Annotated in this window: 21 protein-coding genes and 1 tRNA gene; 5 read left to right on the top strand and 17 right to left on the bottom strand. The window is 72.6% G+C overall.

Annotated elements, in window-relative coordinates; genetic code table 11:
• Positions 1-7: 7 nt before the first annotated feature.
• The 7 genes from JD276_RS00850 to JD276_RS00820 form a co-directional block, all read right to left on the bottom strand.
• Entirely contained in the window at positions 8-574 is a 567-nt protein-coding gene (locus JD276_RS00850) for a TetR/AcrR family transcriptional regulator (RefSeq protein ID WP_200112810.1), read from the bottom strand.
• 14 nt (positions 575-588) lie between these two features.
• The gene (locus JD276_RS00845) at positions 589-2820 is read right to left on the bottom strand and encodes a YhgE/Pip domain-containing protein (RefSeq protein ID WP_200112808.1); all 2232 of its coding nucleotides are present in this window, start codon (positions 2818-2820) and stop codon (positions 589-591) included.
• A gap of 66 nt (positions 2821-2886) precedes the next feature.
• Positions 2887-3636: an ATP-binding cassette domain-containing protein gene (locus tag JD276_RS00840; protein ID WP_200112806.1), complete on the bottom strand. Its 750-nt coding sequence runs from the start codon at positions 3634-3636 to the stop codon at positions 2887-2889.
• A gap of 372 nt (positions 3637-4008) precedes the next feature.
• A complete protein-coding gene (locus tag JD276_RS00835) occupies positions 4009-5397 on the bottom strand; it encodes an MFS transporter (RefSeq protein WP_200112803.1) in 1389 nt (462 codons plus the stop codon).
• Positions 5394-5849, bottom strand: a complete 456-nt coding sequence (locus JD276_RS00830; protein ID WP_200112801.1) for a MarR family winged helix-turn-helix transcriptional regulator — start codon at positions 5847-5849, stop codon at positions 5394-5396. Before JD276_RS00830 ends, JD276_RS00835 begins: the two co-directional genes overlap by 4 nt.
• A 223-nt stretch (positions 5850-6072) precedes the next feature.
• On the bottom strand, positions 6073-7464 hold the full coding sequence (locus JD276_RS00825) for an aspartate aminotransferase family protein (RefSeq protein ID WP_200112799.1): 1392 nt from the start codon (positions 7462-7464) through the stop codon (positions 6073-6075).
• A gap of 117 nt (positions 7465-7581) precedes the next feature.
• Positions 7582-9066, bottom strand: coding sequence for a CoA-acylating methylmalonate-semialdehyde dehydrogenase (locus tag JD276_RS00820; protein WP_200112797.1), 1485 nt, complete (start codon positions 9064-9066; stop codon positions 7582-7584).
• A 274-nt stretch (positions 9067-9340) separates the two neighbouring features.
• Between JD276_RS00820 and JD276_RS00815 the strand changes: the two genes are divergently transcribed.
• On the top strand, positions 9341-11020 hold the full coding sequence (locus JD276_RS00815; protein WP_307866374.1) for a PucR family transcriptional regulator: 1680 nt from the start codon (positions 9341-9343) through the stop codon (positions 11018-11020).
• Positions 11021-11023: 3 nt separating this feature from the next.
• Here JD276_RS00815 and JD276_RS00810 read toward each other — a convergent pair whose 3' ends face one another.
• The 4 genes from JD276_RS00810 to JD276_RS00795 form a co-directional block, all read right to left on the bottom strand.
• On the bottom strand, positions 11024-12778 hold the full coding sequence (locus JD276_RS00810; protein WP_200112793.1) for an AMP-binding protein: 1755 nt from the start codon (positions 12776-12778) through the stop codon (positions 11024-11026).
• Between the two features lie 106 nt (positions 12779-12884).
• Positions 12885-14063: a MarP family serine protease gene (locus JD276_RS00805; protein WP_200112791.1), complete on the bottom strand. Its 1179-nt coding sequence runs from the start codon at positions 14061-14063 to the stop codon at positions 12885-12887.
• 54 nt (positions 14064-14117) lie between these two features.
• A complete protein-coding gene (locus JD276_RS00800; RefSeq protein WP_200112789.1) occupies positions 14118-17297 on the bottom strand; it encodes a DUF2207 domain-containing protein in 3180 nt (1059 codons plus the stop codon).
• Positions 17297-17836: an adenine phosphoribosyltransferase gene (locus JD276_RS00795; RefSeq protein ID WP_200112787.1), complete on the bottom strand. Its 540-nt coding sequence runs from the start codon at positions 17834-17836 to the stop codon at positions 17297-17299. Before JD276_RS00795 ends, JD276_RS00800 begins: the two co-directional genes overlap by 1 nt.
• Before the next feature lie 188 nt (positions 17837-18024).
• Here JD276_RS00795 and JD276_RS00790 point away from each other — a divergent pair.
• Positions 18025-18101, top strand: a tRNA-Arg gene (locus tag JD276_RS00790).
• A 338-nt stretch (positions 18102-18439) separates the two neighbouring features.
• Positions 18440-18616: a hypothetical protein gene (locus tag JD276_RS00785; RefSeq protein WP_200112785.1), complete on the top strand. Its 177-nt coding sequence runs from the start codon at positions 18440-18442 to the stop codon at positions 18614-18616.
• 304 nt (positions 18617-18920) lie between these two features.
• Here the strand turns inward: JD276_RS00785 and JD276_RS00780 are convergent, their stop codons facing one another.
• The gene (locus JD276_RS00780; RefSeq protein WP_200112783.1) at positions 18921-19124 is read right to left on the bottom strand and encodes a hypothetical protein; all 204 of its coding nucleotides are present in this window, start codon (positions 19122-19124) and stop codon (positions 18921-18923) included.
• Positions 19125-19377: 253 nt separating this feature from the next.
• Positions 19378-20871, bottom strand: coding sequence for a dicarboxylate/amino acid:cation symporter (locus JD276_RS00775; RefSeq protein ID WP_200112781.1), 1494 nt, complete (start codon positions 20869-20871; stop codon positions 19378-19380).
• Positions 20872-21146: 275 nt separating this feature from the next.
• On the opposite strand from JD276_RS00775, the gene JD276_RS00770 reads away from it, so the two are divergent.
• Complete coding sequence (locus JD276_RS00770; protein WP_200112778.1) at positions 21147-21788, top strand: CHAP domain-containing protein; 642 nt, start codon at positions 21147-21149, stop codon at positions 21786-21788.
• Positions 21789-21792: 4 nt separating this feature from the next.
• Here the strand turns inward: JD276_RS00770 and JD276_RS00765 are convergent, their stop codons facing one another.
• Positions 21793-23004 carry a glycosyltransferase gene (locus JD276_RS00765; protein ID WP_200112776.1) on the bottom strand — a complete coding sequence of 404 codons (1212 nt, stop codon included), beginning with the start codon at positions 23002-23004 and terminating at the stop codon, positions 21793-21795.
• Positions 23005-23010: 6 nt separating this feature from the next.
• Positions 23011-24171 (bottom strand): glycosyltransferase, encoded by a 1161-nt coding sequence (locus JD276_RS00760; RefSeq protein WP_200112774.1) that lies wholly within the window; start codon positions 24169-24171, stop codon positions 23011-23013.
• Positions 24172-24373: 202 nt separating this feature from the next.
• On the opposite strand from JD276_RS00760, the gene JD276_RS16070 reads away from it, so the two are divergent.
• The gene (locus JD276_RS16070) at positions 24374-24685 is read left to right on the top strand and encodes a helix-turn-helix domain-containing protein (RefSeq protein WP_200112772.1); all 312 of its coding nucleotides are present in this window, start codon (positions 24374-24376) and stop codon (positions 24683-24685) included.
• A gap of 51 nt (positions 24686-24736) precedes the next feature.
• On the opposite strand, the gene JD276_RS00750 is transcribed toward JD276_RS16070, so the two are convergent.
• Together JD276_RS00750 and JD276_RS00745 are read right to left on the bottom strand one after the other, a co-directional pair.
• Positions 24737-25909 (bottom strand): class I SAM-dependent methyltransferase, encoded by a 1173-nt coding sequence (locus JD276_RS00750; protein ID WP_307866373.1) that lies wholly within the window; start codon positions 25907-25909, stop codon positions 24737-24739.
• The gene (locus JD276_RS00745; protein WP_233615155.1) at positions 25906-26373 is read right to left on the bottom strand and encodes a heat shock protein transcriptional repressor HspR; all 468 of its coding nucleotides are present in this window, start codon (positions 26371-26373) and stop codon (positions 25906-25908) included. Before JD276_RS00745 ends, JD276_RS00750 begins: the two co-directional genes overlap by 4 nt.
• Positions 26374-26379 lie beyond the last annotated feature (6 nt).

Below are 26379 nucleotides of genomic sequence, written 5' to 3'. Positions count from 1 at the left end.
CGGGGCGTCAGAACGCGTGGAGCACCTGATCCAGCACCCGCTCGATCGGCTGGTCCGGGCGGAAGAGCAACCAGTCGAGGCACGCGCCCGCGAGGGCCCCGAAGAAGGCCGCGCCGGCGATCTCGGTGATCTCCTCGCCGGAGCGCCCGCTCGCGCCGGCGCCGCCGGCCGCGTCTCGCAGCGCATCGCGGAAGCGCACCACGACCGACGAACGGGCGAGCTCCATGGCGTCGGCCCACGCCCGGTCGGTGCGGAACACCTCGGAGGCCATGAGCTTCGCGAGGTCGAGGTTGCCGCGCAGCGTCTCGAGCGTCGCCGCGGCGACGGAGCGCAGCGCCTCATCGGGCGCGGCGCCCCTCCGCGCCTCGTCGATCGCGGCCGCGAGCCGCTCGAAGCCGCCGCGGATCACCTCCTCGAAGATCGCGTCCTTCGACGCGAAGTTGTAGTAGAGGCTGCCCTTGGCCACCCCGGCCGCCTCCGCGATCTGATCCATGGAGGCCCCGCTGATCCCGTGCCGGGCGGCGACCCGCACCGCCGCGTCGGTGATCAGCTGCCTGGTGTTCGCGCGTGCCATGGATCCATCATCGCCTAGATCGCGAGCTCGGGGTGCAGTCGCGACAGGGTCCACACCTTCTGCCGCCGGGCCCCGGCCGCGCTGACCGCGAGCGACACGACCAGGATCCCGCCCATCACCGCGAGCGCCGTCCAGAACCGGGCGTCGATGCCGCCGCCCACCAGCTGCCGCAGGCCGTCGACCACGTATGAGGCCGGCATGAACGGGTGCAGGATCTGGAAGAACCTCGGCGTCGTCTCGACCGGGTACGTGCCTCCGGACGAGGAGAGCTGCAGCATCAGCAGCACGAGGCTCACCACCCGGCCCGCCGCCGTGCCGAGCAGCACGATGAACATCTGCTGCAGCGCGAGGAACGCGAAGGTCGTCAGCAGCATGAACAGCGTCATGCCCACCCAGTGCTCGGGCTGCAGCCCGATCCCGTAGACCAGCACGAGCATCATGATGACGGTCTGCCCCACGCCGATGATCGCGGCCGGCCAGAATCCCGTGAGCACGGTGCGCAGGCCGCTCGCATTCGTCGCCAGCGGCCGCTTCGGCAGCGCGTGGAGGATCAGCCACGTGATGAGCGCCCCGACGAAGGTGGCGAGGGCGATGAAGAACGGGGCGAAGCCGCCGCCGAAGCCCTGCACCGGGTTCTCCGTGGTCTCGTCGAGCTGCACGGGCGCCGCCATGGTCTCCGCGATCTTCGCCGTCTGCCCGCGCTCGAAGGAGGGCGCCTCGTCCGCCCCTTCGGCGAGCTTCGTCGCGAACTCGCTCGATCCGTCGTGCAGCTCGGCGGCGCCCTGCGCGAGCTGAGCGGATCCGTCGTCAGCCCGCTGCGCGCCGTCGTCCAGGCGCGTCGCCCCGGAGGCGAGGTCGCCCGCGCCCGCCGCCAGGCGGTCCGCCCCGGCGGATGCGGCGCTCACACCCTGCGCGAGCTCGGCGCTGCCGCTCGCGAGCTGCTGCGCCCCGCCGGAGAGCCGGGAGACGCCGCCCGCGAGCTCCTGCGACTTCGCCGCGGCCTCGGCGGTCTTCGACGCCAGGGTCGCGGCCCCGTCGCGCACCTCGACGGTGCCGTCCCGCAGCCCGGCGGCTCCCGAGCTCACTTCGGAGACGCCCTGCGCGAGCTCCCGGGACGACTGGGCGGCGGTACCGAGGCCGGTGCTGAGCTCCGAGGAGCCCGCGGCGAGCTGCGCGAGCGAGGCGCCCTGCTGCTGCAGTGCGGCGTCCAACTCGGCGAGCGTCATGCCGGGGTTCGCCGCCGCGAGCTGCGCGATGGCCCCCGTGCCCTGCGCCACCCGCGCGGAGCCGGCGTTCAGCGCTTCGAGGCCGTCGGCGAGCTGCGACGATCCGGCGGCCGCCCGCTCGGCGCCGGCGGCGAGCTGACCGCCGCCGGTTGCGGCGGCCGAGGCTCCGTCCGCCAGATCCTGCGCACCCGCGCTCAGCTGGCCGAGCCCGTCGGCGAGCCGGGCCGAGCCCGAGACCGCGGCGCCCGACCGCTCGGCGAGTTCGGCGCTGCCCGCGGCGAGACGATCGCCGCCGTCGCGAGCGGAGCCCAGGCCGGTGGCGAGCTGCGAGGTGCCGTCCACGAGCTCGGGCGCCCGGGAGACGAGCTGGGAGGTGCCCTCCGCGAGCTCGCCGAGCCCGGCGCTCAACCGAGCGCTGGCGCCCTGGAGCTTCGCGGCACCGTCGTCGAGGGTGGTCGCCGCGTCGGCGGCGTCGCGCGTGCCGTCGCTGAGCTTCTCGACACCGACGAGGATCTTGTCGGCCGCCGTCTGCGTGGTCGTCTCGGCGACGGCGTCGCGCAGCTGCACCATCGCCTGCTTGCCGAGCGTGGAGGCGAGGAAGGAGTTGGCGTCGTTGTAGACGACGTCGATCCGGCCGGCCCTCGGGTCGTCCTGCAGGCCGGCGAGGGTCTCCGAGAAGTCCTGCGGGATCGTCACCGAGAAGTAGACCTCCCCGTCGGCGACGTCTGCGGCCGCCTGATCCGCGTCGAGCTGCCTCCAGTCGAGATCCCGCCCGTCGAGCAGCTGCTCGACGACATCGTCGCCCGCGGTGAGCCGCTCGCCGTCGGGGCCCTCCGCGGCCTCGTCGAGGTTGACGATGCCGACGGGCAGCTTGTCCATGTGGTCGGTGGGCGCCCAGAAGGCCCAGAGGTAGAGGGCGCCGTAGATGAGCGGGATGACCAGCAGCACCGCGAGCGCGACCTTGGGCAGCACGCCCCTGCGGAAGCGCGCGAGTTCGGTTCCTGTGGAGAGAAAAGACATGGTGATCCGTGTTCCTGCGTTCGGTTCGAGTGGTGGCCGGGCGGCTCGCGTTCGCGTTCGCTTCGGCTATGCGATCGGGATCGGCGCTCCGGCCCCTGCCGGGGGCCGGCAGGCGCCGGCAGCCGGCGCTTCAGCCGGTGCCGACAGGGCGAGCACCTCGGGAGCGCCGCGGGAGAAGAGGCCCGCGTCGCCGGGGTTGCTGGTCGAGACCGCGATCCGGATCCCCTGCTCCGCGAGCGCCTGCAGGCGCTCCGCGACGACGGCCCGGTCCTCGTCGTTCGACAGCTGGTCGAGATCGTCGATCACGAGCATGCGCGGATCCTCGACGAGGGCGAGGGCGATCCGCAGCAGCAGCTCGTCGGACGGACGGAGCTCTCGCACCAGGTCGCCGGGTGCGGGCCTCGGCAGACCGCCGAAGGCCGGTGCCAGCAGTTCGTCGGCGAGATCGGGCGTCACCCGGGGAGCCCGCCGGTACCAGGGCAGCGCCCAGGCGACCCGCTCGCGCAGCGTCGCACCGACGGAGACGGCCGGCTCGAGGTCGTCGATGCCGGCGAAGCCCGCGATCCCGACCCGTCGACGGATCGCCGCCGGCGCGGTCTCGCCGAGAACGGCGAGCCGCCCCGAGCCGAGGCGCATGCGCCCGGCGAGGCAGAGCAGCAGAGAGGTGCGGCCGCTGCCGCGAGCCCCGGTGACGAGCGTGACGGGCCGCTCGCTCAGCAGGGTGATCGGACCGAACACGGTCCCGCGGGAGCCCTCGAGATAGGCGCCCTCGATCTCGATGCCGCCCCTTCCCGGTTCTGCGACCTGCGTACCCACGGTGCTCCTCGATTCTTTCGCCCGAACTGCTGTACTGACTAGTCAGTCTAAATTGAGGAGCAGTCATTGTCAACACAGTCGGGTGGCGCGGTCGGGTCGCACGGTTCGGGGCGGGAGGTTCGGGTCGCATGGTTCGCCTCGCGCGGCTGAGGTCACGCAGTCGCGGTCAGCGCGGTCGGGTCGCGCGGTTCACCCGGCTTCGGTCCCCCGGGCGGGTGGGCGGGCGAGGACGAGCGGGTGGGCGAGGGGCCGGCGGGGGACCGGGGCCGCGGCGGCCCGACAGAAGCGGCCTCGGAGAAACGGAAAGCGGGGGCCCGCGCGTCTCCGCACGAACCCCCGCCGCATTCCGGCACCGCTGCGCCGGAGCCCCCTCTACGCGGCGTCGCCGCGGCCGATCGCCTCCGCCTCTTCCACCGCGGTCTCGTGCGGGGTGCCGATCCGGCGGAGGGCGCCGCCCGCGAGCGCGAGCAGCACGATCGAGACGACCAGCGCCCCGGCGCCCGCCCAGTAGGGCATGGCGACGCCGAACGCCCCGGCGATGGGGCCGGCGACAGCCGGGGCGATGGCGCCCCCGATGAAGCGCAGGCCCGAGTACGCCGAGGATGCGACGTTGCGCGGCAGATCGGTGGCCTCCATGACCGCCTCCGTGAGCGCCGTGTTCATCACGCCGAGCAGCAGGCCGCTCACCACCACCACGACGATCAGACCGGGAAGCGAGTGCACGAACGCACCGAGCAGCACCAGGCAGATCCCGAGCCCCGTGAGCATCGTGAAGAGCACGGGCCGCAGCCCGAAGCGCCGCGTGAGCACGGGCGCGACGAGCACGGAGGTGATGGCGAGCGCGACGCCCCATCCGAAGAACACCAGGCCGAGCTCATGGGCGCCGAACGACTCGGCGCCCGCCGCCTTCGCCGCCGCCTCCATGGGGTACGGGCTGTAGGCGAGCAGCACGAAGAACCCGAAGTTGTAGAAGAAGGCGACGGCGCCGAGGGCGAGCAGCGCCGGGTGGCGCAGCGCCCGGAAGGCGGCGAAGAGGGGCATGCGCTCGCGGGGCGCCCGGGGCTCGCCCTTCGGCGCGCGGAGCATCACCAGGATCGCGATGAGCGCGACGGCCATCAACGCCGCGGTGCCGAAGAACGGACCGCGCCACGAGATCGAGCCGAGGGCGCCGCCCACGAGCGGCCCGACGGCCATGCCCGCCCCCAGCGCCGCCTCGTAGAGGACGATCGCCTGCCGGGAACCGCCGGAGGCCGCCCCCACGATCGCCGCGAGGGCCGTCGAGATGAACAGTGCGTTGCCGAGGCCCCATCCCGCGCGGAATCCGATGATCTCGCCCACCGTTCCCGAGGCGCCCGCGAGCGCCGCGAAGACCACGACGAGCACGAGGCCCGCCACCAGCGTCCAGCGCACCCCGATCATGCTCGACACCCAGCTCGTGAAGAACATGGCGATGCCCGTGATGAAGAGGTAGCTGGTGAAGAGCAGCATCGTCTGGCTCGCGCTCGCCCCCAGCTCGTGGCTGATCGCCGGCAGGATCGGATCGACGAGACCGATGCCCATGAACGAGACGGCGCAGGCGAAGGCGATGGCCCACACCGACGTGGGCTGGCGCAGGATCGAGGGTGGCCGATCGGCGGCGCGCTCGGCGGCGCGCTCAGCGGCGCGCGCTGCGTCGGCCGCGGGGATCGCGGGGCTCGATGCGGTGTCGGGCTGGGGTTCGGCTGTCGTAGACGTCGTCTGCTCCTTCTGGTCGTGGTTCATCGCTCGACGGCGTCGCCGACGAGCCGGCCCATCAGCTCGGCCGCGCGCGCCAGCGTCGCACGGTCGAACTCGGTGAGCTCCGCGAGCAGCGGGCTCACGAGCCCCGCCGCCGCGCGGCGGTACTCGTCGAGCGCCGAGCGCCCCTCCTCGGTGATGCCGACCAGCGATGCGCGGCCGTCCTCCGGATCGGGGCGCCGCCGCACCCAGCCCTCGCCCTCGAGTCGCTGCACGAGCCCCGTCATCGAGGGCTGGGCGACGCGCTGCTGCTGGGCGAGCTCGCTCACGCGCGCGGAGCCGCCCTGCTCGAGTTCGGAGAGCACTCGCCAGGCGATGGCCGAGTAGGCGATGCCGGGCACCCGCCCGAAGACCTGCGCGAACCTCCCGGCGGTGCGGGTGAGATCCAGAGCGAGGCGATCCACCTCGCGCGCGCGCTCCGGCTTCTGCTCTTCCATAATGGTCGATCCTATCACAATTTACATCGTTATGCTATGTACATCGCCTCGCGCTCCCGGTGCGGGCGCCTCCCGCGCTCGCCGCTCTCGTCGCGCTCGTCGCTCTCGTCGCGCTCGCCGCTCTCGTCGCGCTCGCATCCCCCGGGCATGCGAACGGCCCCGCCCCGCTCGAGAGGTCGAGCGGGACGGGGCCGTATGCGGCCGCGCCGAGGCGGCGCCGGAGCTACTCGCCGGTGTAGTAGCCGTCGGCGACGGTGAGCGCCTCGTCCATGATGTCGAGGGCCTTCACCAGATCCTCCTCGGACACGATGAGCGGCGGCGCGATCTGCAGGCGGTTGAAGTGCACGAACGGCGACAGGCCGGCGTCCTTGCACGCCGCGACCACGGCGTTCATCGGGGCGGCGGCGTCGCCCGCGGCGTTGAACGGCACCAGCGGCTCGCGAGTCTCGCGGTCGAGCACGAGCTCGAGCGCCCAGAAGAGGCCCCTGCCGCGGAACTCGCCGACCGACGGGTGCTTCTCGGCGAACTCCGCGAGGCGGGGGGCGATGACGCGCTCGCCCAGGTCGCGCACGCGCTCGAGGATGCCCTCCTCCTCGAAGATGTCGAAGGTCGCGATGCCCGCGGCGCAGGCGAGGGGGTGACCCGAGTAGGTGAGGCCGCCGGGGAAGGGGCGCTCGACGAAGGTGTCGTGGATCGCCTCCGAGATCACGACGCCGCCCAGCGGCACGTAGCCCGAGTTGACACCCTTCGCGAAGGTGACGAGGTCGGGGGTGATGTCGAACGCCTGGTAGGCGAACCACTCGCCGACGCGGCCGAAGCCGACCATGACCTCGTCGCAGATCATCATGATGCCGTACTTGTCGCACAGCTCGCGGACACCGGCCAGGTAGCCCGGGGTCGGGACGAGCACGCCGTTCGTGCCGGTGATCGTCTCGAGGATGATCGCCGCGATCGTGTTCGGGCCCTCGAGCTGGATCGTGTGCTCCAGGTGCTCGAGCGCGCGCTCGGTCTCCTGCTCCGGCGTCTCCGAGTAGAACTCGGAGCGGTACTGGTAGGGGCCGAAGAAGTGCACGATGTTCGCGTCGATCACGCCGTTCGTCCAGCGGCGGGGGTCACCGGTCATGGTGATCGCGGTCGCGGTCGAGCCGTGGTACGAGCGGTAGCGCGCGAGCACCTTCTGACGTCCGGTGTGGTGACGCGCCATGCGGATCGCGTACTCGTTCGCGTCGGCGCCGCCGTTGGTGAAGAACACCGAGCGGGCACCCTCGAAGGAGTGCTCGACGATGCGCTTGGCGAGCTCGCCGCGCGCGTCGTTCGCCATGGAGGGTTGGATCGTGGCGAGACGCCCCGCCTGATCCTGGATCGCCTTCACGAGACCGGGGTGCTGGTGACCGAGGTTGAGGTTGACGAGCTGCGAGGAGAAGTCGAGGTACTCGTTGCCGTCGTAATCCCAGAAGCGCACGCCCTCTCCCTTGGCGACGGGGAGCGGGTTGATCTTGCCCTGCGCCGACCAGGAGTGGAAGACGTACTGGCGGTCGTTGTCGCGGACCTCGGCCTGCGCCTCGGCGTCGCCGAAGCTGCGGCCCTCGCCGTTGAGATCGATGTAGTCAGCCATCGTTCGTTTCTTTCTGTACACGGGAGGCGGGGCTCCCTGAGCTGTATCCAAGGGCGCGACCCCCGCCCCCGTCGATGCATCTCGGGGAGCGGAGGCCGCGCAGGTCGGACCGGGGTCCTAGCTGTTGCTCGGGAAGCCGAGATCGACCTTCGAGGTCGCGGGGTCGGGCCAGCGGGTGGTCACGACCTTGCTGCGGGTGTAGAAGTGGATCGACTCGGGGCCGTAGATGTGGGAGTCGCCGAACAGCGAGTCCTTCCAGCCGCCGAAGGAGAAGGAGCCGACGGGCACGGGCACGGGCACGTTGATGCCGACCATGCCGGCCTGCACGTCGAACTCGAACTCGCGGGCCACGCCGCCGTCGCGGGTGTAGATCGCGGTGCCGTTGCCGAACTGGTGCTCGTTGATGAGCTCGAGGCCCTCCTCGTAGGTGTCGACGCGCACGACGGCGAGAACCGGCCCGAAGATCTCCTCGAGGTAGACCTTGCTGTCGGTCTTCACGTTGTCGAGCAGCGTCATACCGGTGAAGAAGCCGTTGCCCTCGAACTTCGCCTCGCGGCCGTCGACGACCACGGTCGCACCCTCGGCCTCGGCGCCGGCCACGTAGGACTCGACGCGCTCCTTGGCCTCGCGGGTGATGAGCGGGCCCATCTCCGAGGCGGGGTCGGTGCCGTCGCCGATCACGAGCTTCTCCATGCGCTCCTTGATGGCGGGGACGATCTTGTCGCCGACCTCGCCGACCGCGACGAGCACGGACACGGCCATGCAGCGCTCGCCGGCCGAGCCGTAGGCGGCCGAGACGGCGGCGTCGGCGGCCATCTCGATGTCGGCGTCGGGCAGCACCAGCATGTGGTTCTTCGCGCCGCCGAGCGCCTGGACGCGCTTGCCGTTGGCCGAGGCGCGCTCGTAGATGTAACGGGCGATCGGGGTCGAGCCCACGAAGGAGACGGCCTTCACGTCGGGGGCGTCGAGCAGGGTGTCGACCGCGGTCTTGTCGCCGTTGACGACGTTGAGCACGCCGTCGGGCAGACCGGCCTCGCGGAAGAGGTCGGCGATGAAGATCGACGCCGAGGGATCCCGCTCGGAGGGCTTCAGGACGACGGTGTTGCCGCAGGCGATCGCCGAGGCGATCATCCACAGCGGCACCATGGCCGGGAAGTTGAAGGGGGTGATCGCCGCGACGACGCCGACGGGCTGCTTGACCGAGTGCACGTCGATGCCGGTCGAGACCTGCTCGTCGCGCTCGCCCTTGAGGAGGTGCAGGAGGCCTGCGGCGAACTCGACGTTCTCGAGGCCGCGGGCGATCTCGCCGGCGGCATCGGAGAGGACCTTGCCGTGCTCGCTGGTGATGATGGCGGCGAGCTCGGGCGTGCGCTGCTTGATGAGCTGGCGCACGTTGAAGAACACGTCGGCGCGCTTGGTCAGGCTGGTGCGGCGCCACTTCGGCAGCGCGGCCTTGGCCGCGGCGATCGCCTGCTCGACGGTCTCGACCGAGGCGATGGACAGCTCGTGCTGCTCCTCGCCGGTGGCCGGGTTGTAGACGGGCTGGGTGCGCTCTGCGGCGTCGACCTTCTCGCCGTTGATGATGTGCGGGATGCGTGCCATCCGTATCAGTCCTCTCCCACTGGGTGTCGGTTCTCGTCGCCCTCGGACTGCCCCTCGAGCGAGGAGCGAGCCATCGGGCAAAGTGTTCGGGACCGAAAGATCCCGTTCCGCAGCAAGTATTTCAGGGAAGCAGGCGCCTCGCACCAGTCAATGCATCCCTACTTCCGCGTGTCGCCGGACAGACTGTATGATCGAGGGGAAACGCCCGCGGCGCCTTGCTGAGGATGTCCGCGGCAGCATCGGCCGACGGCGCTCGAGAGGATCGGAGGACACCGTGACCGAGCAGGAGGAGCACGACCCGCTGCCGTCGGTGGGCGAGGTGCTCGAGCTCCCCGAGCTCGCCGCCGGCCGACCCGAGCTCGTGGCCGGGGAGCGGGGGCTCGACCGGTCGGTGCGCTGGGCCCACGTGCTCGCCGACAGCGCGGCGGCCGCCCTGCTCGACGGGGGCGAGCTCATCCTCATGACGGGCACCGGCTGGCGACGCGATCCCGAGGAGGTGGAGGCCGTCTCGGAGGCCCTCGTCGCAGCGGGCATCGCCGCGGTGGTGCTCGAGCTCGGCGCCGGCTTCACCCGTGCGCCGGAGGCGCTCCTGCGCAGCTGCGAGCGCGCCGGGGTGCCGCTCGTCGTGCTGCACCGCGCGGTGCGCTTCGTGCAGATCACGCAGCGGGTGCACCAGCGCATCCTCGCGGCCCAGAACGAGACCCTCGCGGCGCGAGCCGAGGTCCACGCGATGCTCACCGAGCTCGGCCTCAACCGCAGCCCCGTCGACTACGTCGTCGAGCGCCTCGCCCAGACCCTCGGCGCCCCCGTCGTGCTCGAGGATCCGGCGCACCAGGTCGTCGCATGGTCGGGGGCGGGATCCGGAGCCGATCCCGCCGAGGTGCTCGCGCCGTGGGCGCGCGCCGACGGGCGCGAGCTCACCCTGCCCGAGGGGTGGGTGCGCGTGCCCGTCGAGGCGCAGGGCAGCCGCTGGGGCCAGCTGACCGCCCTGCCCGGCGCCCCCCACGCCGCGGGCCGCCGCACCGTGCTCGAGCTGGGGGCGTTCGCCCTGGCGCTCGGCCGGCTCGCCGACGCGGGCGGCGAGCAGTGGCTGCGCCTCACCTCGAAGCGGCTGTTCGACGTGCTGCTCAGCGGCCGCTACCGCGGCGACACCGAGCTCGCCACGCAGCTCGCCGCGAGCGGCCTGCCGGTCGAGGACCGGATCCTGGTGGGGGCGACGCTGCGCGGCACCGGTGACTTCGGCGCTCACGGCACGCTCGAGCGGGCGATCCTGGAGACCGCGCTCCGCCGTGCGGTGGCGCCCGAGGGCCGCGTGCTCCTCGCGGTCGACGAGGCCGGGGGAGATCCGGAGCGCGCCGAGCCGGGGCGGCCGATCCTGCTCGCCCTGCTGTCGTTCCCGGAGGGCGACCCGCGCATCGATCCCGCCGCCGACGACGCGGTGGCGCCGCCGCTGGCGACCCGGCTCGCGAAGGAGCTGGAGATGCTGGTGCCCTCGACCACACCCGCCGCCTGGCGGGCGCATCTCAGCCTCGGCGTTCCCGGCCGCCGCATGCGCGCGCTCGTGACGTCGCTCGAGCTGGTGCGCTCCGCGGGCCGGCTCCCCGCCGCGGCCGAGACCGGGCGGGTCACCGTGCAGCAGGCGGCGCGCCAGCCGCTCGCCTATCTGGTGCGGGGGCTCTCCTCGTCCCCCGAAGTGCAGGAGTTCGCCTCCGACGCCCTCGGTCCGCTGATCGCCCACGACCGGGAGCACCAGGGCGACCTGCTGCGGGTGCTGGAGGCGTACACCGCGCACCCGACGAACCGCTCGCTGGCTGCGCAGCGCGCGCGGCTCTCGCGCTCGGTGTTCTACCAGCGCCTCGCCCTCATCGAGGATCTGCTCGGCGTCGACCTCGCCGACGGGGCCACGATCGCCACGCTCGCGGTGGCGCTGCTCGCCCGCCGATCGGGGCCCTAGCCTTCAGCCCTTCAGACCGGGGAAGTCCTCCTCGCGCCACTCGCTCGCGATCCGCTCGCCCGCGGCGTGCGCCTCCTCCTCTCGGCGGCGCAGCTCGACGCGGCGGATCTTGCCCGAGATCGTCTTCGGCAGCTCGAAGAACTCGACGCGGCGCACGCGCATGTACGGGGGCAGGGCGACGCGGGCGTGGGCGAGGATCTCCCGGGCGGTCTCCGCGTTCTGCGCGACGCCGGCGGCGAGCGCGACATAGGCCTTGGTGATGTTCAGCTTGGTCTCGTCCGGGGCGCCGACGACCGCGGCCTCGGCCACGAAGGCGTGCTCGATCAGGGCGCTCTCCACCTCGAACGGCGAGACCTTGAAGTCGCTCGACTTGAAGATGTCGTCGGTGCGGCCGATGAAGGCGAGCACCCCGTCCTCGCCGCGCTGCGCCACGTCCCCGGTGTGGAAGCGGCCGCCGGCCATGGCCTTCGCCGTCGCCTCCGGGTCGCCGAAGTAGCCCGGCATGAGATTCACGGGCCGCGCCGCTGCCGCGCCGCCCTCCGCGGCGCCGAGGCGCAGGCAGATCTCGCCCTCGTCGCGCTCCTCCCCCGTGATCGGGTCGACGAGCACCGCGTCCACGCCGGGCAGCGGCCGGCCCATCGCGCCCGCGACGAGGGGGTCGCCGGGCATGGTCGCGATGAGCGCCGTGGTCTCGGTCTGGCCGTAGCCGTCGCGGATCTGCAGGCCCCACCACTCCTCGATGCGGGCGATGACCTCGGGGTTGAGCGGCTCCCCGGCCGAGATCACCTCGCGCAGCGCCCGCGGCTTGCGCTCGAGCCGGCTCTGGATCAGCATGCGCCACACCGTGGGCGGGGCGCAGAAGGTCGTGACGCCGACGCGGTCGAGCTCGGAGACGAGGCGCTCGGCGTCGAACCTGGCGGAGTTGGCGACGAAGACGGTCGCGCCGACGTGCCACGGCCCGAAGAAGCTCGACCAGGCGTGCTTCGCCCAGCCGGGCGCGCTGATCACCGAGTGGACGTCGCCGGGGCGCACGCCGATCCACGACATCGTGGTGAGGTGGCCGAGCGGGTAGCTGGTGTGCGAGTGCACGACGATCTTCGGCAGGCTCGTCGTCCCAGAGGTGAAGTAGAGCAGCGCCGGGTCGTCGCTCGACGTGCGCTTCGCCACGGGCGCGACGGAGGCCGCGCTCGACTCCTCGTACCGCAGCCAGTCGTAGAGCAGCGCGCGCTGATCCCGGGTCCCGGCGTCGAGGCCGACGCCGATGCCGCGGTAGTCGCCCGGCACCTCGGCGAACTTGGCCGCGTCCTCGGGCGCGGCGAAGACGAGGTCGACGCTGCCGCGCGCCACCCGGTCGCTGAGCTCCTGCGCCCCGAGCACGACCGAGGTCGGCAGGATCACGACGCCGATCTTCATGGCGGCGAGCATGATCTCCCAGAGCTCGACCCGGTTGCCGAGCATCAGCATCGCGACGTCGCCGCGCTTCGCGCCGTTCGCGAGGAGCCAGTTCGCGACCTGGTCGGAGCGGCGCTTCAGCTCGGCGAAGCTGCGCGTGAGCTCCCGGCCGTCCTCCTCGGCGATGTGCAGCGCCGTGGTGTCGTTGCCCTCGGCGAGCGCGTCGAAGACGTCGTGCGCCCAGTTGAACTCGGCCCCCACGTCGGGCCAGCGGAACTCGGCCCGGGCGCGGGCGGGATCCCCCGCGAGCTCGAGCAGCTGATCACGTGCGGCGAGGAACGCCTGCGTTGCGTCTGAGTGGCTCATCGTCCCATTCTGCCGGATCGCCGGGCGGCGCCGCGGGCGAGCCCCGACCGCCGCCGCGGGCGGGGCCAGGCCTGCACTGCGGGAGAGCCCGGGGCCGGGCCTCCGGCTACGCGCAGGGGCCCGTGGAGACCGGTGCGCGCATCTCGGGGGCCGCGGCGAGCACGGGCGCGAGCTCCTCCATCGACAGGGCGAAGCCGACGTCGGCGCGGGTGTCCGACCGGGCGAAGATCATGCCGGCGACCGCTCCGTCGGCGGTGAGCAGCGGGCCGCCCGAGTTGCCGGGCTCGACGTGGCCCGCGATCGTCGTCACGGAGCGGGTCACCGAGGAGCCGCCGTAGATGTCGGGGACGGCCATGCTGCCCGTGGAGACCACGGCGGCGCTGCGCGACACGAAGGGGCCGCCGTAGGGGTAGCCCTGGAAGAAGGCCGTCGTGCCCGCCGCCTGGTTCGCGCTGAACGGCAGGGCCGCCGCCCCCAGCCCCTCGGCGGAGAGGACGGCGATGTCGTCGTCCGGGTCGAAGTAGACGACGGCGGCGGAGAGCGGGAACTCGCCGGGCGCCTCCACGACGACCTCCCGGGCCCCCGCGACGACGTGCGCGTTGGTCATGACGAGGCCGTCGCCGATCACGAATCCGCTGCCCGAGCTGAGCGCGCTGCACCCCGGCGAGTTCGCCGTGATCCGCGGCACCGAGGCGGAGGCGGCTCGCAGGGCCGCCGTCTCCGCGTCCGCGTCCGGGATCTCGGCTTCGACGCCCGCTCCGGCGGCCTCGAGCACCGTGGGGATCCCGTCCTCGATCACGATGGAGCGGATCCGCGAGAGCGCCCCCAGCACCGGCTCGGGGGTGTGGGTCTGCAGCAGTCGCAGGATCGAGGACGACGCGACCGCCTGACTCGCTCCAGGGATCCCGAGCGATCCCGCGCTCATCGCCAGGATCAGCACGGTGGCGACGGTGACGGTGAGGCTCGCAGCCCCGCCGAGCAGCCGGTCCAGCGGTCCGAGCTTGAGCCGGTGCACCGGCCTGCGGATCGCGCGGGCGACGCTCTCCCCGATCGAGACGCCGACGGCGACGAGGAGCAGTCCGGCGAGCAGCGCGGCCGCCACGTTCCAGCTCGCAACGGGCTCCCACGCCGAGACGAGGGGCATGCAGATCAGGGCCGCGGCGCCGCCCGCGATGAGCCCCGCGACGGCGCCGAGCGTGCGGAGGAAGCCTCTCGAGAGCCCGGCGAGCACGGCGGCGAGCGCCACGAGAACGACGGTGACGTCGAGGACCAGGCCGAGGGACATGCGCTCACACTACGGGCGCGAGCCGGGAGGAAGGTCGATGAACGCTGGGACGGGTCAGTCGCGGACGGCCGCGCCGCCCGCGGCGCCGGCTCTGCGGCGCACAACGACGGTCGCCTGCACGACGACCGCGGCCCACATGAGCGTGCCGAAGGCCAGCGCGATCCCGCCCTCCGCATTGCTTCCCGGCATCGACATGATCGCCCAGGAGCCGAGCACCACCTGCGCCGCCCCGGCGATCGGGATCGCGGCGAACGAGACCGTCGCGAGCGATGCACCGGCTCGGCGGCGCAAGCGGAGCGCGAAGACGGTCACGGCGATCGACGCGGCCGCGAGCAGCGCGGTGAGCCCCATGACCGCCGCGTAGGGCGCTCGGTGCTCGACGCGGTACCGCTCGTAGGCGCCCTCCTCGACGTTCGCGAAGGCGCCCGGGTCGAAGTTCAGCACCGCGCCGAGATCGCCGCTCAGGGAGAGCTCGTGCTTGCCCAGCCAGTCGTTGGTCTCGGGATCCACCGCGAACGCCTCCTCCTCGCCCGTCTCGTCCCCGGTTCCCGCCTCCGGCGCCTCGCGCGACTCGACGGCATCGGCGTCGATCGTTACCGTCAGCGAGCCGTCGTCGCCCACCGTCTCGGAACCGATCCTCAGATCGTAGGCCGGGCTCCCGAGGCCCTCGACGCGGTGGTCGTACACCCGTTCCTCGTACGTCCACGGACCGAAGGAGTTGCCGTCCTCGTAGCGCACCCGCTCGAGGTCGCCGTCGTAGTCGATCCAGCCGCCCGAGCGGATCTCGGCCGCGACGTCGGGAGCGACGGTCAGCTGCACCCGGAGGGGGCGCACCGAGGCCGTGTCGCCGAAGGGATCGGCCGCGTCGGCGTAGTAGGTGTCGTCCCAGAAACCGAGCACGCCCGCCCAGCGCATCTGCTGCACGCCGTCGCGTCCGCTCGGCGCCTCCACGACCGGGCTCCGCAGCGAGTAGGCGATCTCGACCTCGGAGAGGCCGTCGAGCACCGTCGACAGCTGCGTGGTCATCGCGCGGGTCTGCTCGCCCCGGATCTCCCGGAACGGCACCTCCGCGCCGTCGATCCGCACCGACTCGATCTCGAGGCCGAGATCCTGCCCCAGCCGCTCGCTCGGCCACTCCCTGACGAGCTGCGGCACCGATCCGCCGCCGGGGGTGAAGCGCACCGCGTCGCGCTCGAGGACCTCGAGCCGGGCGTCGCCGCTCTCGTCCCGCGTGAGCTCGGCCTCGATCTCGAATCCCTCGATCTGCGACCAGATCGCGCCCGGCATCTCGTGGGTCGAGGGCCAGGTGAGGAACCGCGTCTCGCCGTAGGGCGCCGGCCGTGTCGACACGGTGACGATCGATCCCGCGAGCACCGCCACCGCGGCGAGCAGGGCGAGCACCGCGGGCAGGGAGACGAAGTGCTCGGTGCGCCACGCGCGTCCGAGCCGGCGGTCCCCCGCCTCGCGCCCCGCGTGCTCGGCGATGCGGCGCCCCGCCCGCCCGGGCCGCTCGAAGAGCACCGCGTAGGGCAGCAGCGGGTCGTCGACCGGCCCGCGATCGAGCAGCCTGGTCGCCCTCGCCCAGACGTCGATGCCCTTGAGCTGCTGCACCGCGAGCGCGCCCGCCCTCGTGAGGGGCCTCGGTCGCAGCACCGCCCAGACGGCGGCGAGCGCCAGGACGGTCGAGGCGAGCACGAAGAGCGCCGGCCACCACACGATCGTGAGGATCACCTGGTGCGAGAGCTGTCGCAGCAGCCCCCACTGCAGGAGCATGATCGCGAGCGATCCGAAGAGGAAGGTGTCGCGGACGTAGCTGTCGGGCACCCAGCGGAGCTTCTGCTCGACCGGGGCGTCGCGCCGCGACCACGCGCTCCGCCGCCGGGCGACGCTCGCGAAGGTGCCGATCCGCCCGGCGCGCATGCCGGCGCGCGCGACGGCGGCGAGCCACGCCGACCGCGCCGGCCCGGTCGACGCGCGGTTCCCCGGCGCGCTCCGACGCTTCCTCCCGAACCTCCTCCCGGGCTTCCGCCGCGCGCCGAAGCTCGCCGGCGTCCCGGGCCGCCTCGACAGCTCGTCGACCAGCTCCGCGTGCCGCGGCTTGCCCAGCAGCTGGGCCGCCTGCACGGGCGAGAGCCCGTCGGGCGCCTCGGACCGGGGGAGGTACCAGTCCTCGCCCGCGCTGTCCGCCCAGACCACGCGCCGGGCCGCGAGCGCGAAGAGCAGGAGCACCGCGAGCAGGGCCAGCGGGATCAGCGGCCCCCAGGTCTGGAGCCAGAACAGCGGCGTGGTGGGCGGCTGCGCGAACGTGCCCGCCGCGAAGCTCGCGCTGACGTTGAGCTCGGCGTGCGGGGGCAGGGTGTCGTCGTTGCTGAAGGAGTACCGCACGCCCGCGGCGGTCTCCTCCTCGGGTTCGAGCCACTCGTTGCCGCTCAGGAGCAGCCAGCCGACGTAGGCGTGCGGCGGACGCACGAGCGCCTCGTCGAGCTCGGGCGCCAGCGTGAGCGACACCTCGACCCCCTGGGTGGCCTGGGGCCAGGATGGTCCGAGGATCGGCCACGACCAGCGATCGACCTCCGCACCCGTCGCGGTGTCGGCCTCGGTGGCGACCAGGTCGTGCATCTCGTAGGAGATCTCGATCTCCCGCTCCCCCTCGAGGTCCGCCCCGTCGGCGCGGGAGATCGCGACCCGGGTGACCGTCGCGCCCCGATCCACGTCGACCTCGGCCGGGGTCCCGTCGATCGTGGCCTCGTGCAGCTCGAAGCGGGAGTCGTGCCCCTGGAACTCCGTCACGAAGGCCCGCTCGATCCCCGGCTCGGACCCGTTCACGAAGTGGGCCGTGTACCGCTCCGAGACCTGCGCGGCGAAGCCGCCGTCGCCGTCGCGGGTGACGGCGTAGTCGATCGTCGCGTCTCGAGCGATCCAGTCGACCTCGCTGACCTCCGCGGCGTCGATGACCTCGTCGAAGTCGAGGGGCTTGTTGATGACGGGCCCGAAGAGCAGGAAGAGGCCGACGAGCGCCACGAGCGCCCAGCCGAAGCCGGTTCCGAACCGGATCGAGCTGTCGCCGCGGGCGCGCAGTCGCGCCTCGACGGCGGTGAGCACCCGCGCGAGCCACCGGAACAGCGGCGTGTGCTCGGGCTGCGGGTCGGGGATCCGCCCCGAGTTCAGCAGCTCCGGATCCGAGCCCGCCAGGTCGAAGAAGTCGGGCGACGGCAGCGGCGGCTCGGAACGCATCAGCTGCGGAACACGGTGTGCAGGGCCGGGTCGCCGATCGTCTCGCGACCGCCGAGCCCGTCGATCTCGAAGAGCACCGAGACGCCGGCGACCTCGTAGCCGAGCCGCTCGAGCAGTCGGCGCGACGCCACCAGCGTGCCGCCCGTCGCGAGCACGTCGTCGAGCAGCAGCACCCGCGTGCCGCCCGGCAGGTCGTCGTGCGCCTCGACCGTGGCGGTGCCGTACTCCAGGGCGTAGTCCTCGGCGGCGGCCGGGCGCGGCAGCTTGCCGGCCTTGCGCACCGGGATCAGGCCGGCGCCCGACGCGATCGCCGCCGCGCCCGCGAGCAGGAACCCGCGGGCCTCCACCCCCGCGACGGCGTCGAAGCGGCCCGCGAACGGGGCGACGAGCGCCTCCGCGGTCGCCCGCAACGCCGCGGCGTCGGCCAGCAGCGGGGTGATGTCGCGGAAGAGCACACCCGGCTTGGGGTGATCCGGGATCGAGCGGATGAGCGACTCGGCGCGGCGCAGTTCCGCCGAAGCCTCCGGGATGCGCGACACACTGACTCCATATCCGTCCGGGATCTCGGGCACCCGCACAGGATACCGCGCGGCCGGGTCGACGGGGCCGCGCCCGCCGGGGGCTCCCCCTCGCACGCACGCGAAACGCCCGGCCGCTCCGGCTCCCCGTACTGATTTTTGTTTTCCCCGGAGTTGCGGTAATGTCTTCCTGGTTGGGAAACCAACGGGCGCCCCTAGCTCAGCTGGATAGAGCATCTGACTACGGATCAGAAGGTCGGGGGTTCGAATCCCTCGGGGCGCGCCATGTGATGAGTCGGGGCATATGTCTCGGATGAGTCACGACATGCGACACAGTGAGCGGGAGTCAGGCCATCGGCCGGGCTCCCGCTGCTGGTTTCTCCAGCAGGCGCGGATCGATCGTCTTCCGGCGCTGGGCGCTGGGCGCTGGGCGCAGTCGCCAGTGGATGTCTGTTTCGCGAGCGGATGGCTGATTCGCGGGGAGACGGGCGTCCTCTCGCGAAGAACCCGTCCGCTCGCCAGCGGATGGGGCGCACGCTCGCGCCCGAAGGCGCGGCGGCTCGAGCGCCCCACGCTCTCCGATGGGCACGTGACCCGCGGCGCTCGCGGGGTTACAGTCGGTGCATGCACACCAAGAACGTGGACGGCGTCGAATACACCCTCACCCGTCGGGACGCCCCCGAGAACGACCTCGCGAACTGGTACTGGCTCGGAGAGGACGGCTCGACCCTCGAGCTCGAGGAGGCCGAGACGCGGGCGCTGCGGATCAGCGACGTCATCCGGGACGATCAACCCTCCTGAGATCCGACCCGCATACCCCTCCGCCGCCTTCGACGTCAAGGGGGAGACGGCGGGCGCGGCCGCCGGGTAGCGTGAGTCACGTCCCGCACGGGGACTCACCCGGAAACGGACGTCTCCGGCGCGGGGCGCCAAGCAGCTACCGCGTCAAGCTGTGCGCCCCTCCCCGGCTCCGGCCCGGGAGGGGCGCTTGCCGCGTGCGCGGGGGAGAGCCCGGCCGCCCGCACCCTCACCCGACGGTCCTCGCGCTCGCGCCCGGCCATCTGAGCGCCGGGGCGCGCGACCGCCCATCAGGATTCGCGAGCGCCTACTCGAGATTGTCGACGGGCTCCCCGCCGGCGCCCTCGTGGGCGTCGCTCTGCCGCTCGCCCTCGGAGCCCGCACCATTCTCGGTCTGATCCGCACGGTTCTCGGCCTGATCCGCCTCAGTCCGGCGCTCCTCGGCCCGACGCTCAGCGGGCCGATTGACCGTATCCTCGCTCCCGTCGGAAGCGTCACCCAGAAGACTCATCGCTCTCTCCCTCCGCTACGTGCCGCGACGTTCGCGGACACCGCCAGCATGCGCGACGGCCCGCCACCGGGAACAGGGGGTGGCCCGCGCCGCCGCGAGCTCGTATGCTGCCGCGCGCTACCCGGCCACGCGGAGACGTCGAGACGCGGAGGCGGAGACAGAGACCGAGACGCCGAGACCGAGACGCCGAGAGCGCCGCGGCCATCGGCCGGGCGCTCTCGGATCGCAGGAGCGGGTGGTCTGGAGACCCGCGTTACCGCTGGACTCCGGCCAGCTCCTCGTCCCCGGCCGCGCGGCCATCCGCCGCGGCGGCCGCCACTCGGCCCTCCGACGGAGTCTCCGCCCGACCGTCCACCGCGACCGCCGCTCGGTTGCCCGCCGTCTCGGTCTCGACGTCGTCGTTGTCGAAGGCGACGCCCTGACGCGGCGCGTTGTAGAGGCCGAGGTCGAGGATCCCCTCGCGCTTGGCGACGATGGTCGGCACCAGCGCCTGCCCGGCCACGTTCACCGCGGTGCGGCCCATGTCGATGATGGGGTCGACGGCGAGCAGCAGGCCCACGCCCTCGAGGGGCAGTCCGACGGTCGACAGCGTGAGCGTGAGCATCACGGTCGCCCCCGTCGTGCCGGCGGTCGCGGCCGAGCCGACCACCGACACCAGCACGATGAGGAGGTACTGCACGACGGACAGCTCGAGCCCGAAGAACTGCGCGATGAAGATCGCCGCGACCGCCGGGTAGATGGCCGCGCAGCCGTCCATCTTCGTCGTCGCGCCGAGCGGCACCGCGAAGGAGGCGTAGCCGCGGGGAACACCGAGGTTGCGCTCCGTGACCCGCTCGGTGAGCGGCAGCGTGCCGATCGAGGAGCGGCTGACGAAGCCGAGCTGCACCGCGGGCCACACGCCGGAGAAGTACTGGCGCACCGACAGGCCGTGCACCTTCACGAGCACGGGGTAGACGACGAAGAGCACGAGCGCGAGGCCGATGTAGAGCACCCCGACGAACCAGGTCAGCGATCCCATCTTCTCCCAGCCGTACTCGACGACGGCGTTGCCGATCAGCCCGAGCGTGCCGAGCGGGGCGAGGCGGATGATCCACCACAGCACCTTCTGGATCACGGAGAGCGCCGAGTCGGTGAGCCGGATGAAGGGCTCGGCCTTCTCCCCGACCTTGAGCGCGGCGATGCCGATGACCGCCGAGATCACGATGACCTGCAGCACGTTGAAGCCGGGCGACGCCGAGACGGCCCCCGCATCGTCGACCGAGGCGCTGACGGTGAGGCCGAGGAAGTTGCCCGGCACGAGCCCCGTCAGGAAGTTCCACCAGGTCCCCACCGTGGAGGGGTCGCCGGGTGCGAGCTCGGTCTGCGACGCGGCAGCGCCCGGGCGCAGCGCGACGCCGAGGACGATGCCGATGATCACGGCGATGAGGGCGGTGATGGCGAACCAGAGCAGCGTCTGCCAGGCGAGGCGCGCGGCGTTCGTCACCTTCCGGAGCCCCACGATGCTCGACACGATCGCGGTGAAGATGAGGGGCACCACCGCGGCGCGCAGCAGCGAGACGTAGCTCGAGCCGATCACGTCGAGCGTGGCGTGGAGGCCGTTCGGCTGATCCTCGGCGTCGGACCCGATGCTCAGCGCGACGGCGCCGAGCACGAGGCCGAGGACGAGGCCCGCGAGGATCTGCCAGCCGAAGGAGGTGGTCCACTGGGGGAGGCGGCGCCGCGCGGGCGCAGCTGTCGTTGTCGACATGGAGGATGTCGTCCTTTCAGAGCGGGAGCGCGCGGATCCGGCCGCGCGGGTGACCGTGGAAGCATAGCAAACAATTCACCTCGGCTTATGCTTCACATTACGACTCGTTTCAGCGCGACTCCGCACCGGCACCCATCCCCGCCTGGGCGGACGCTCCATGAAATCTCAAATCTTCAAGTACAACTTGCTTTGTAACGGAACGATAACGCATACTGGAACGCGTGCGTTCTTTCGGGCGCCGCTTTCTGTTCATCTATCGTTCTGGAGAATCGCGAGTGCAGTTTCCTGCCAAGACGTTCATCGTGACCCTCGTCTCCGCGGTGACGTTCGCCTTCGGCGCCGCACCGGCCACGGCCGCAGCTCCGACCGAAGACTTCTCCCCCGGCTCCGCCTCGGTGCTCCCCGCACCCGGCATCTCGCAGACGCTCAACACCACCGAGGACACGCTGAGCACGCAGGCTCTCGACTCGATGATGACGCCGAGCAGCGAGCGGGCGAGCACCCCCCACAACTTCGACGTCGAGGCGGCGATCGCGCTGGCCGAGAGCGAGATCGGCACTAGCCGTCCGACCGGCTGGAGCCAGCCTGGCGAGTGCATCATGTCGGCGCAGCGCTGGATCCGCGCGGGCGGCGGCGCCTGGGCCGGCGGCGGCAACCCCGTCAGCAACTACGACGGGGCCACCCGCCTGACGATCGCCGACGCGCAGCCCGGCGACATCGTGCAGTACGAGCACCTCGCCTCCCCCACCTCCTGGGTGACCGGCGTCCACACGCTGCTCATCACCGGCGTCAACGACGACGGCACCTTCACCATCATCGAGTCGAACAACCCGGGCGGCTCGGGCCTCGTCAGCAAGGACGAAGCCTGGACCCCGAAGCCCCCGGCCGGCTTCCAGGCCGTCGTCTGGCGCTTCTGAGCCGCTAGGCTCGCGCGAGCACCCGCTCGTACAGCCGCACCATGTTCTCGCTCTGCGTCGACTGCAGGAATCGGCGCCCCTCGGCCTCCGGCACGCGGAGGCCTCCCGGCTCCGCTGCGATCCGCTCCACCGCGCGCCGCAGCGTCGCGGCCAGCGCGTCGACGCTCGTGCCTCCCACCCGCCAGGCGGGCTCCACGCCCACGTCGTCGGCGATCTCGGTATCGCAGAACACCGTCGGGGTTCCGAGCGCGGCGGCCTCGAACGGCGTGAGCCCCTGGGTCTCGAAGCCGATGGACGTCTGCACCAGCGCATCGGCCTCCCGCATGGCCGCCAGCGCGTCCCCGTAGGGCACGGGCCCCGGGATCGTGACGCGGTCGCCGAGCCCGAGCTCCGCGATCCTGGCCTCCACCCGGTGCAGCAGCAGCCCGGCGCCGTGCAGCGCGACGTCGGCGTCGATCCCGGATCGCGCGACGGCCTCGATGAACTCGAGCACGCGCTTCTCCTGGCTCATGCGGCCGAGCCAGACCAGCTTCGGCCGGTCCCGCTCTCGGCGCACCCGAGACCGCACGCTCGCGACCGCCTCGTCGTCGACGCCGTTCGGGGTGACCAGCACCTCGTCGGCCACTCCGTGCGCCATGAGCTCGTCGGCGAAGTGCTGCGACGGCGCCGTCACGACGGCGGCCTCCGCAGCGAGTTCGGCGAGGTAGCGCCACGCACCGCGGGAGGCGCCGGCGACGACGCCCGCGGGCCGGCCGAGCGCGAGGGCGCGCCAGCCCCGCAGCCCCTGGAAGGCGAGCGGTGCGAGCGGGGTGACGGCGCGCGTGCCCTCGTCGACGTGGTTGTGCATGGTGTGCACGATCGGCACGCCGAGGCCGCGGGCGGCCCGGATCCCGATCATCGCACCCCAGAAATCGCCCTGCACGTGCACCAGGTCGACGGGCGGCCGCTCGCGCAGCGCCGTCGCGAGCGCACGATCGGTGCGCGCTCCCGGCCAGCTGATCCCGTACTCGCGATCCCGTGTGATCGGGCGTGAGGGCAGGTCGATGCAGGCCTCGCGCTCCTCGCGCGCGGGCGCATAGCCGGGCCGATGCAGGGCGGGGGCCGCGATGGTGACGCGGTGCCCGAGGCGCTCGAGGAAGCGGCGTTGCAGCCGGATCGACACCTGCACCCCGCCCAGCGACTCGGGGTGCTGATCGGTGACGACGAGGACGTGCATCTCGCCTCAGGCCTCCGGGGTCTCGCCGCGGTAGAGCGCCTCGAAGGTCGCGATCGTGCGGTCGATGTCGTGGGCCTTGACGGCCTCGAGCGACGCGCGCTGCATGCGCCCGTACTCCTCGTCCGAGAGGCGGAGGACGCGCTCGATCCGCTCTGCGAGCTCGCGATCGTTGCCGGGCTGGAAGAGGTGGCCGTTCTCGCCGTCGTGCACGAGGTGCGGCAGCGCCATGGCGTCGGCGGCGATGACGGGAAGGCCCGAGGCCATGGCCTCCATCGTGGCGATGGACTGCAGCTCGGCGATCGAGGCGATCACGAAGACGCTCGCCTCCGTGAGGTGGGCCCGCAGCTGCTCGTCGCTGACGCGGCCGGTGAAGCGCACCCGGGCCGCCACGCCCAGCTCGGCGGCCAGCTTCTCCAGCGCGCGGCGCTGATCGCCGTCGCCGACGAGCGTGAGGCTCGCGTTCAGCGAGGGATCGAGGCGCGTGAGCGCCCGCAGGATCACGTCGATCTCCTTCTCCAGGGTGATGCGGCCCACGAAGACGAGCCGGTTCTCGCCGCGCGGTGCGAGATCGGCGGTGTAGTCGGACGCGCGCAGTCCGCAGCTCACCGGGCGGACGTCGCGTCGGTGCGTGTTGCGCTCGAGGAAGTCGGCCGCGCGGCGCGTGGGCGTCGTGACGGCGCTCGCGTGCTGCAACACCCGGTCGGCCGCGCGCCATCCCCAGCGCACGAAGATGCGCTCCGCCCACGGCGGGAGCAGCGTGAAGTCCAGCACGTTCTCGGGCATCACGTGGTTCGTCGCGACGATCCTGATGCCGCGCTTCGCCCCCTCGATGGCGAGCGCCCGGCCGATCACGATGTGGGACTGGATGTGGATCACATCGGGCTTCACCTGATCCAGGATCTGCCGCGCGTAGCACCTCGCCCGCCACGGCAGCACGAATCGCAGCCAGTCGTGGGGGTACCAGCGCCAGCTGGCGATGCGGTGCACCGTCATCCGCTCGCCCTCGATGGTCTCGCGGAACGCGCCGACCCGGCTGTGCCGCGTGGAAGGGGCCGCGACGTGCACGTCGTGCCCCCGCTGCACGAGGCCGGCGGCGAGGCGCTCGGCGAAGCGCGCAGCGCCGTTGACATCCGGGGAGAAGGTGTCGCAGCCGATCAGGATTCGCATGGGTCGGGGGTCTGTGGAGGTCACTGGCGGCGTTCATCCTTACGGTCGGGCGTCGTTCGCGAGGCACGGACTCCGTTCAGTGTAGGCAGCCGCGGCCGGGGAAAGCCTGGAGAGGGCGCAACGATGCGTCTCAGGCCAGTGTTCAAACCACCTGTGCGTTGCAGTTCTGGTGGTTGCCGCACGATGCGAGCACGCTGGACCGGTGCCAAAGTTCCACTCAGACGCCGCCCGTGAGATCGGCGGTCGCATTCGAGCGGCCCGCCAGGAGCTCGGCATCTCGCTCGAGGATCTGGGCGAGCTGGCCGAGGTGAACTGGACCAGCATCGGCAAGATCGAACGGGGCGTCTCCAGTCCCGCCGTCGAGACCCTGATCCGCATCGCGACCGCGCTCGAGATGGATCCCGGGGCCTTCGTCACCGGCATCACCGCCGACGACTACGGCGATCGCGAGCACCAGCTGACCGCGCGCGACCTCATCAGGGCGCGGGCGCAGCAGCGCCGGCGGCGTTCCTGACGCTCGCGCTCCGCGACTCCGCGCTCCTCGAGGCCACCCTCCCGACGTCGCTCATCGAGTCCGCGCTCCTGGCGAGCGACGGACGGCCGACAGCACGGTGAACGTGCGGTCGCGGGCGACCTGACGCGTCGGGCCGATGACCCGCTCGATCAGGGGCCGGTACCCCAGATGCGAGTTGAAGACGATGCGCAGCTCGCCCCGCGGCGCGAGAGCGCGGGCGCAGGATCGGATGAGGCGGTGGGCGACGCCGGCGTGCACCGCGGCGCCCGTGTGGAAGGGCGGGTTGAGCAGGATCAGCTCGGCCCAGCCGTCTGGGACCGCCTCCGTCGCGTCGGCGCGATGCACCTCCACACGCTCCGCGACGCCCGCGGCCTCTGCCGTGAGCGCGGTCGCGGCCACGGCGGCCGCCGACTGATCCGTGGCGATGACCCTCGTCGCCGGTCTGGCCAGCGCGGCGGCGACGCCCAGCACCCCGTTGCCGCAGCCCAGGTCGACGATCCGCCGCGCGTCGGGAGCCGCATCGGCGAGACCCACGAGCAGCAGCCGGCTGCCGTGATCGAGCGTCGCGCCGCCGAAGGTCGCACCGTGTGCGGCGACGCGGAACGCGAGGTCGGGATCCTCGCCCCAGCGGGGGAATCTCGCGGGGCCCGGATCCCGCGGTCCCGCGGCGGTGAGCACCCTGGACTTGCGTTGCCCGAGCCCGGCCCGGACCTCGGCGAAGGAGCGCGCGAGCACGTCGTTCATGGCGCGGGTCATGTGCTTCACCCGGCCGCCGGCGTACACCCGGACGTCGGGCCGGGCCCAGCGCGCGATCGCCGCGGCGGTCTCGTCGAGCGCTTCGAGACCGCGCGGCAGCTGCATCAGGACGACGCGGGCGCCCTCCAGAAGGCCGGCGTCGAGGCCGTGCGAGGCGAAGCTTCCGCTCGGGATCCCGATGCGTTCGGCGTTGGCGGCGAGCGCGCGCTCGCCGAGCAGGGGATCCTGATGCGTGCGCACGCGATTCGCGCCGAGCACGCCCACGGCGCCGAGCGTCAGCGCGCCGTGCCGGTCGCCGATGACGACGAGATCGCCGTCGCTCCCCCGGATCCCGGCCGCCGCCGTCTCGAGCAGCAGGGCGTCCGTCGCGTCGTGCGCGAGGAGCTCGGGCGCTTCGAGATCCGGCCGCCGGGACAGCGCGGCGAAGAGTCCGGAGAGCGCCGAGGCCTCGGCCTCCGACAGGTTCACTCAGGCCGCCCTGGATGGTCCGGGGAGCGCTCCGCACCGCGCTCACCGGGCCTCCACAGCACCACCTCGGAGCTGCGGCGCACGCGCGTGCCCCGGCGGAGCGTGATGACCTCGCCGGCCGCGCCGGCCGCGAAGACGCGTCGCTCGGGGTGCTTCAGCAGCTCGTCGGAGAGGGCGCGCTCGAGCTCGCGCACCCGCCCCTCGAGCTCGCGCACGCGATCCTCGAGCTGGAGCACGCGGCGGATGCCCTCCAGGCTGAGGCCGTCGGCGCTCAGCCTGGAGACCTCGCGCAGCTGCTCCACGTCGTGGAGCGAGTAGCGGCGCGTGTTGCCGCGCGTGCGCTGGGGCGAGACGAGGCCGATCCGGTCGTACTGGCGCAGGGTCTGCGGGTGCATCTCGGCGAGCTCCGCCGCGGCCGCGATCGCGAACACGGGCGTGTAGCGGTCCATCTGCGGTGTCGCCATGATGCC

Source organism: Leucobacter chromiisoli, assembly GCF_016522505.1.
Lineage (GTDB): Bacteria > Actinomycetota > Actinomycetes > Actinomycetales > Microbacteriaceae > Leucobacter > Leucobacter chromiisoli.
This window is presented reverse-complemented; position numbering and strand designations above follow the sequence as displayed.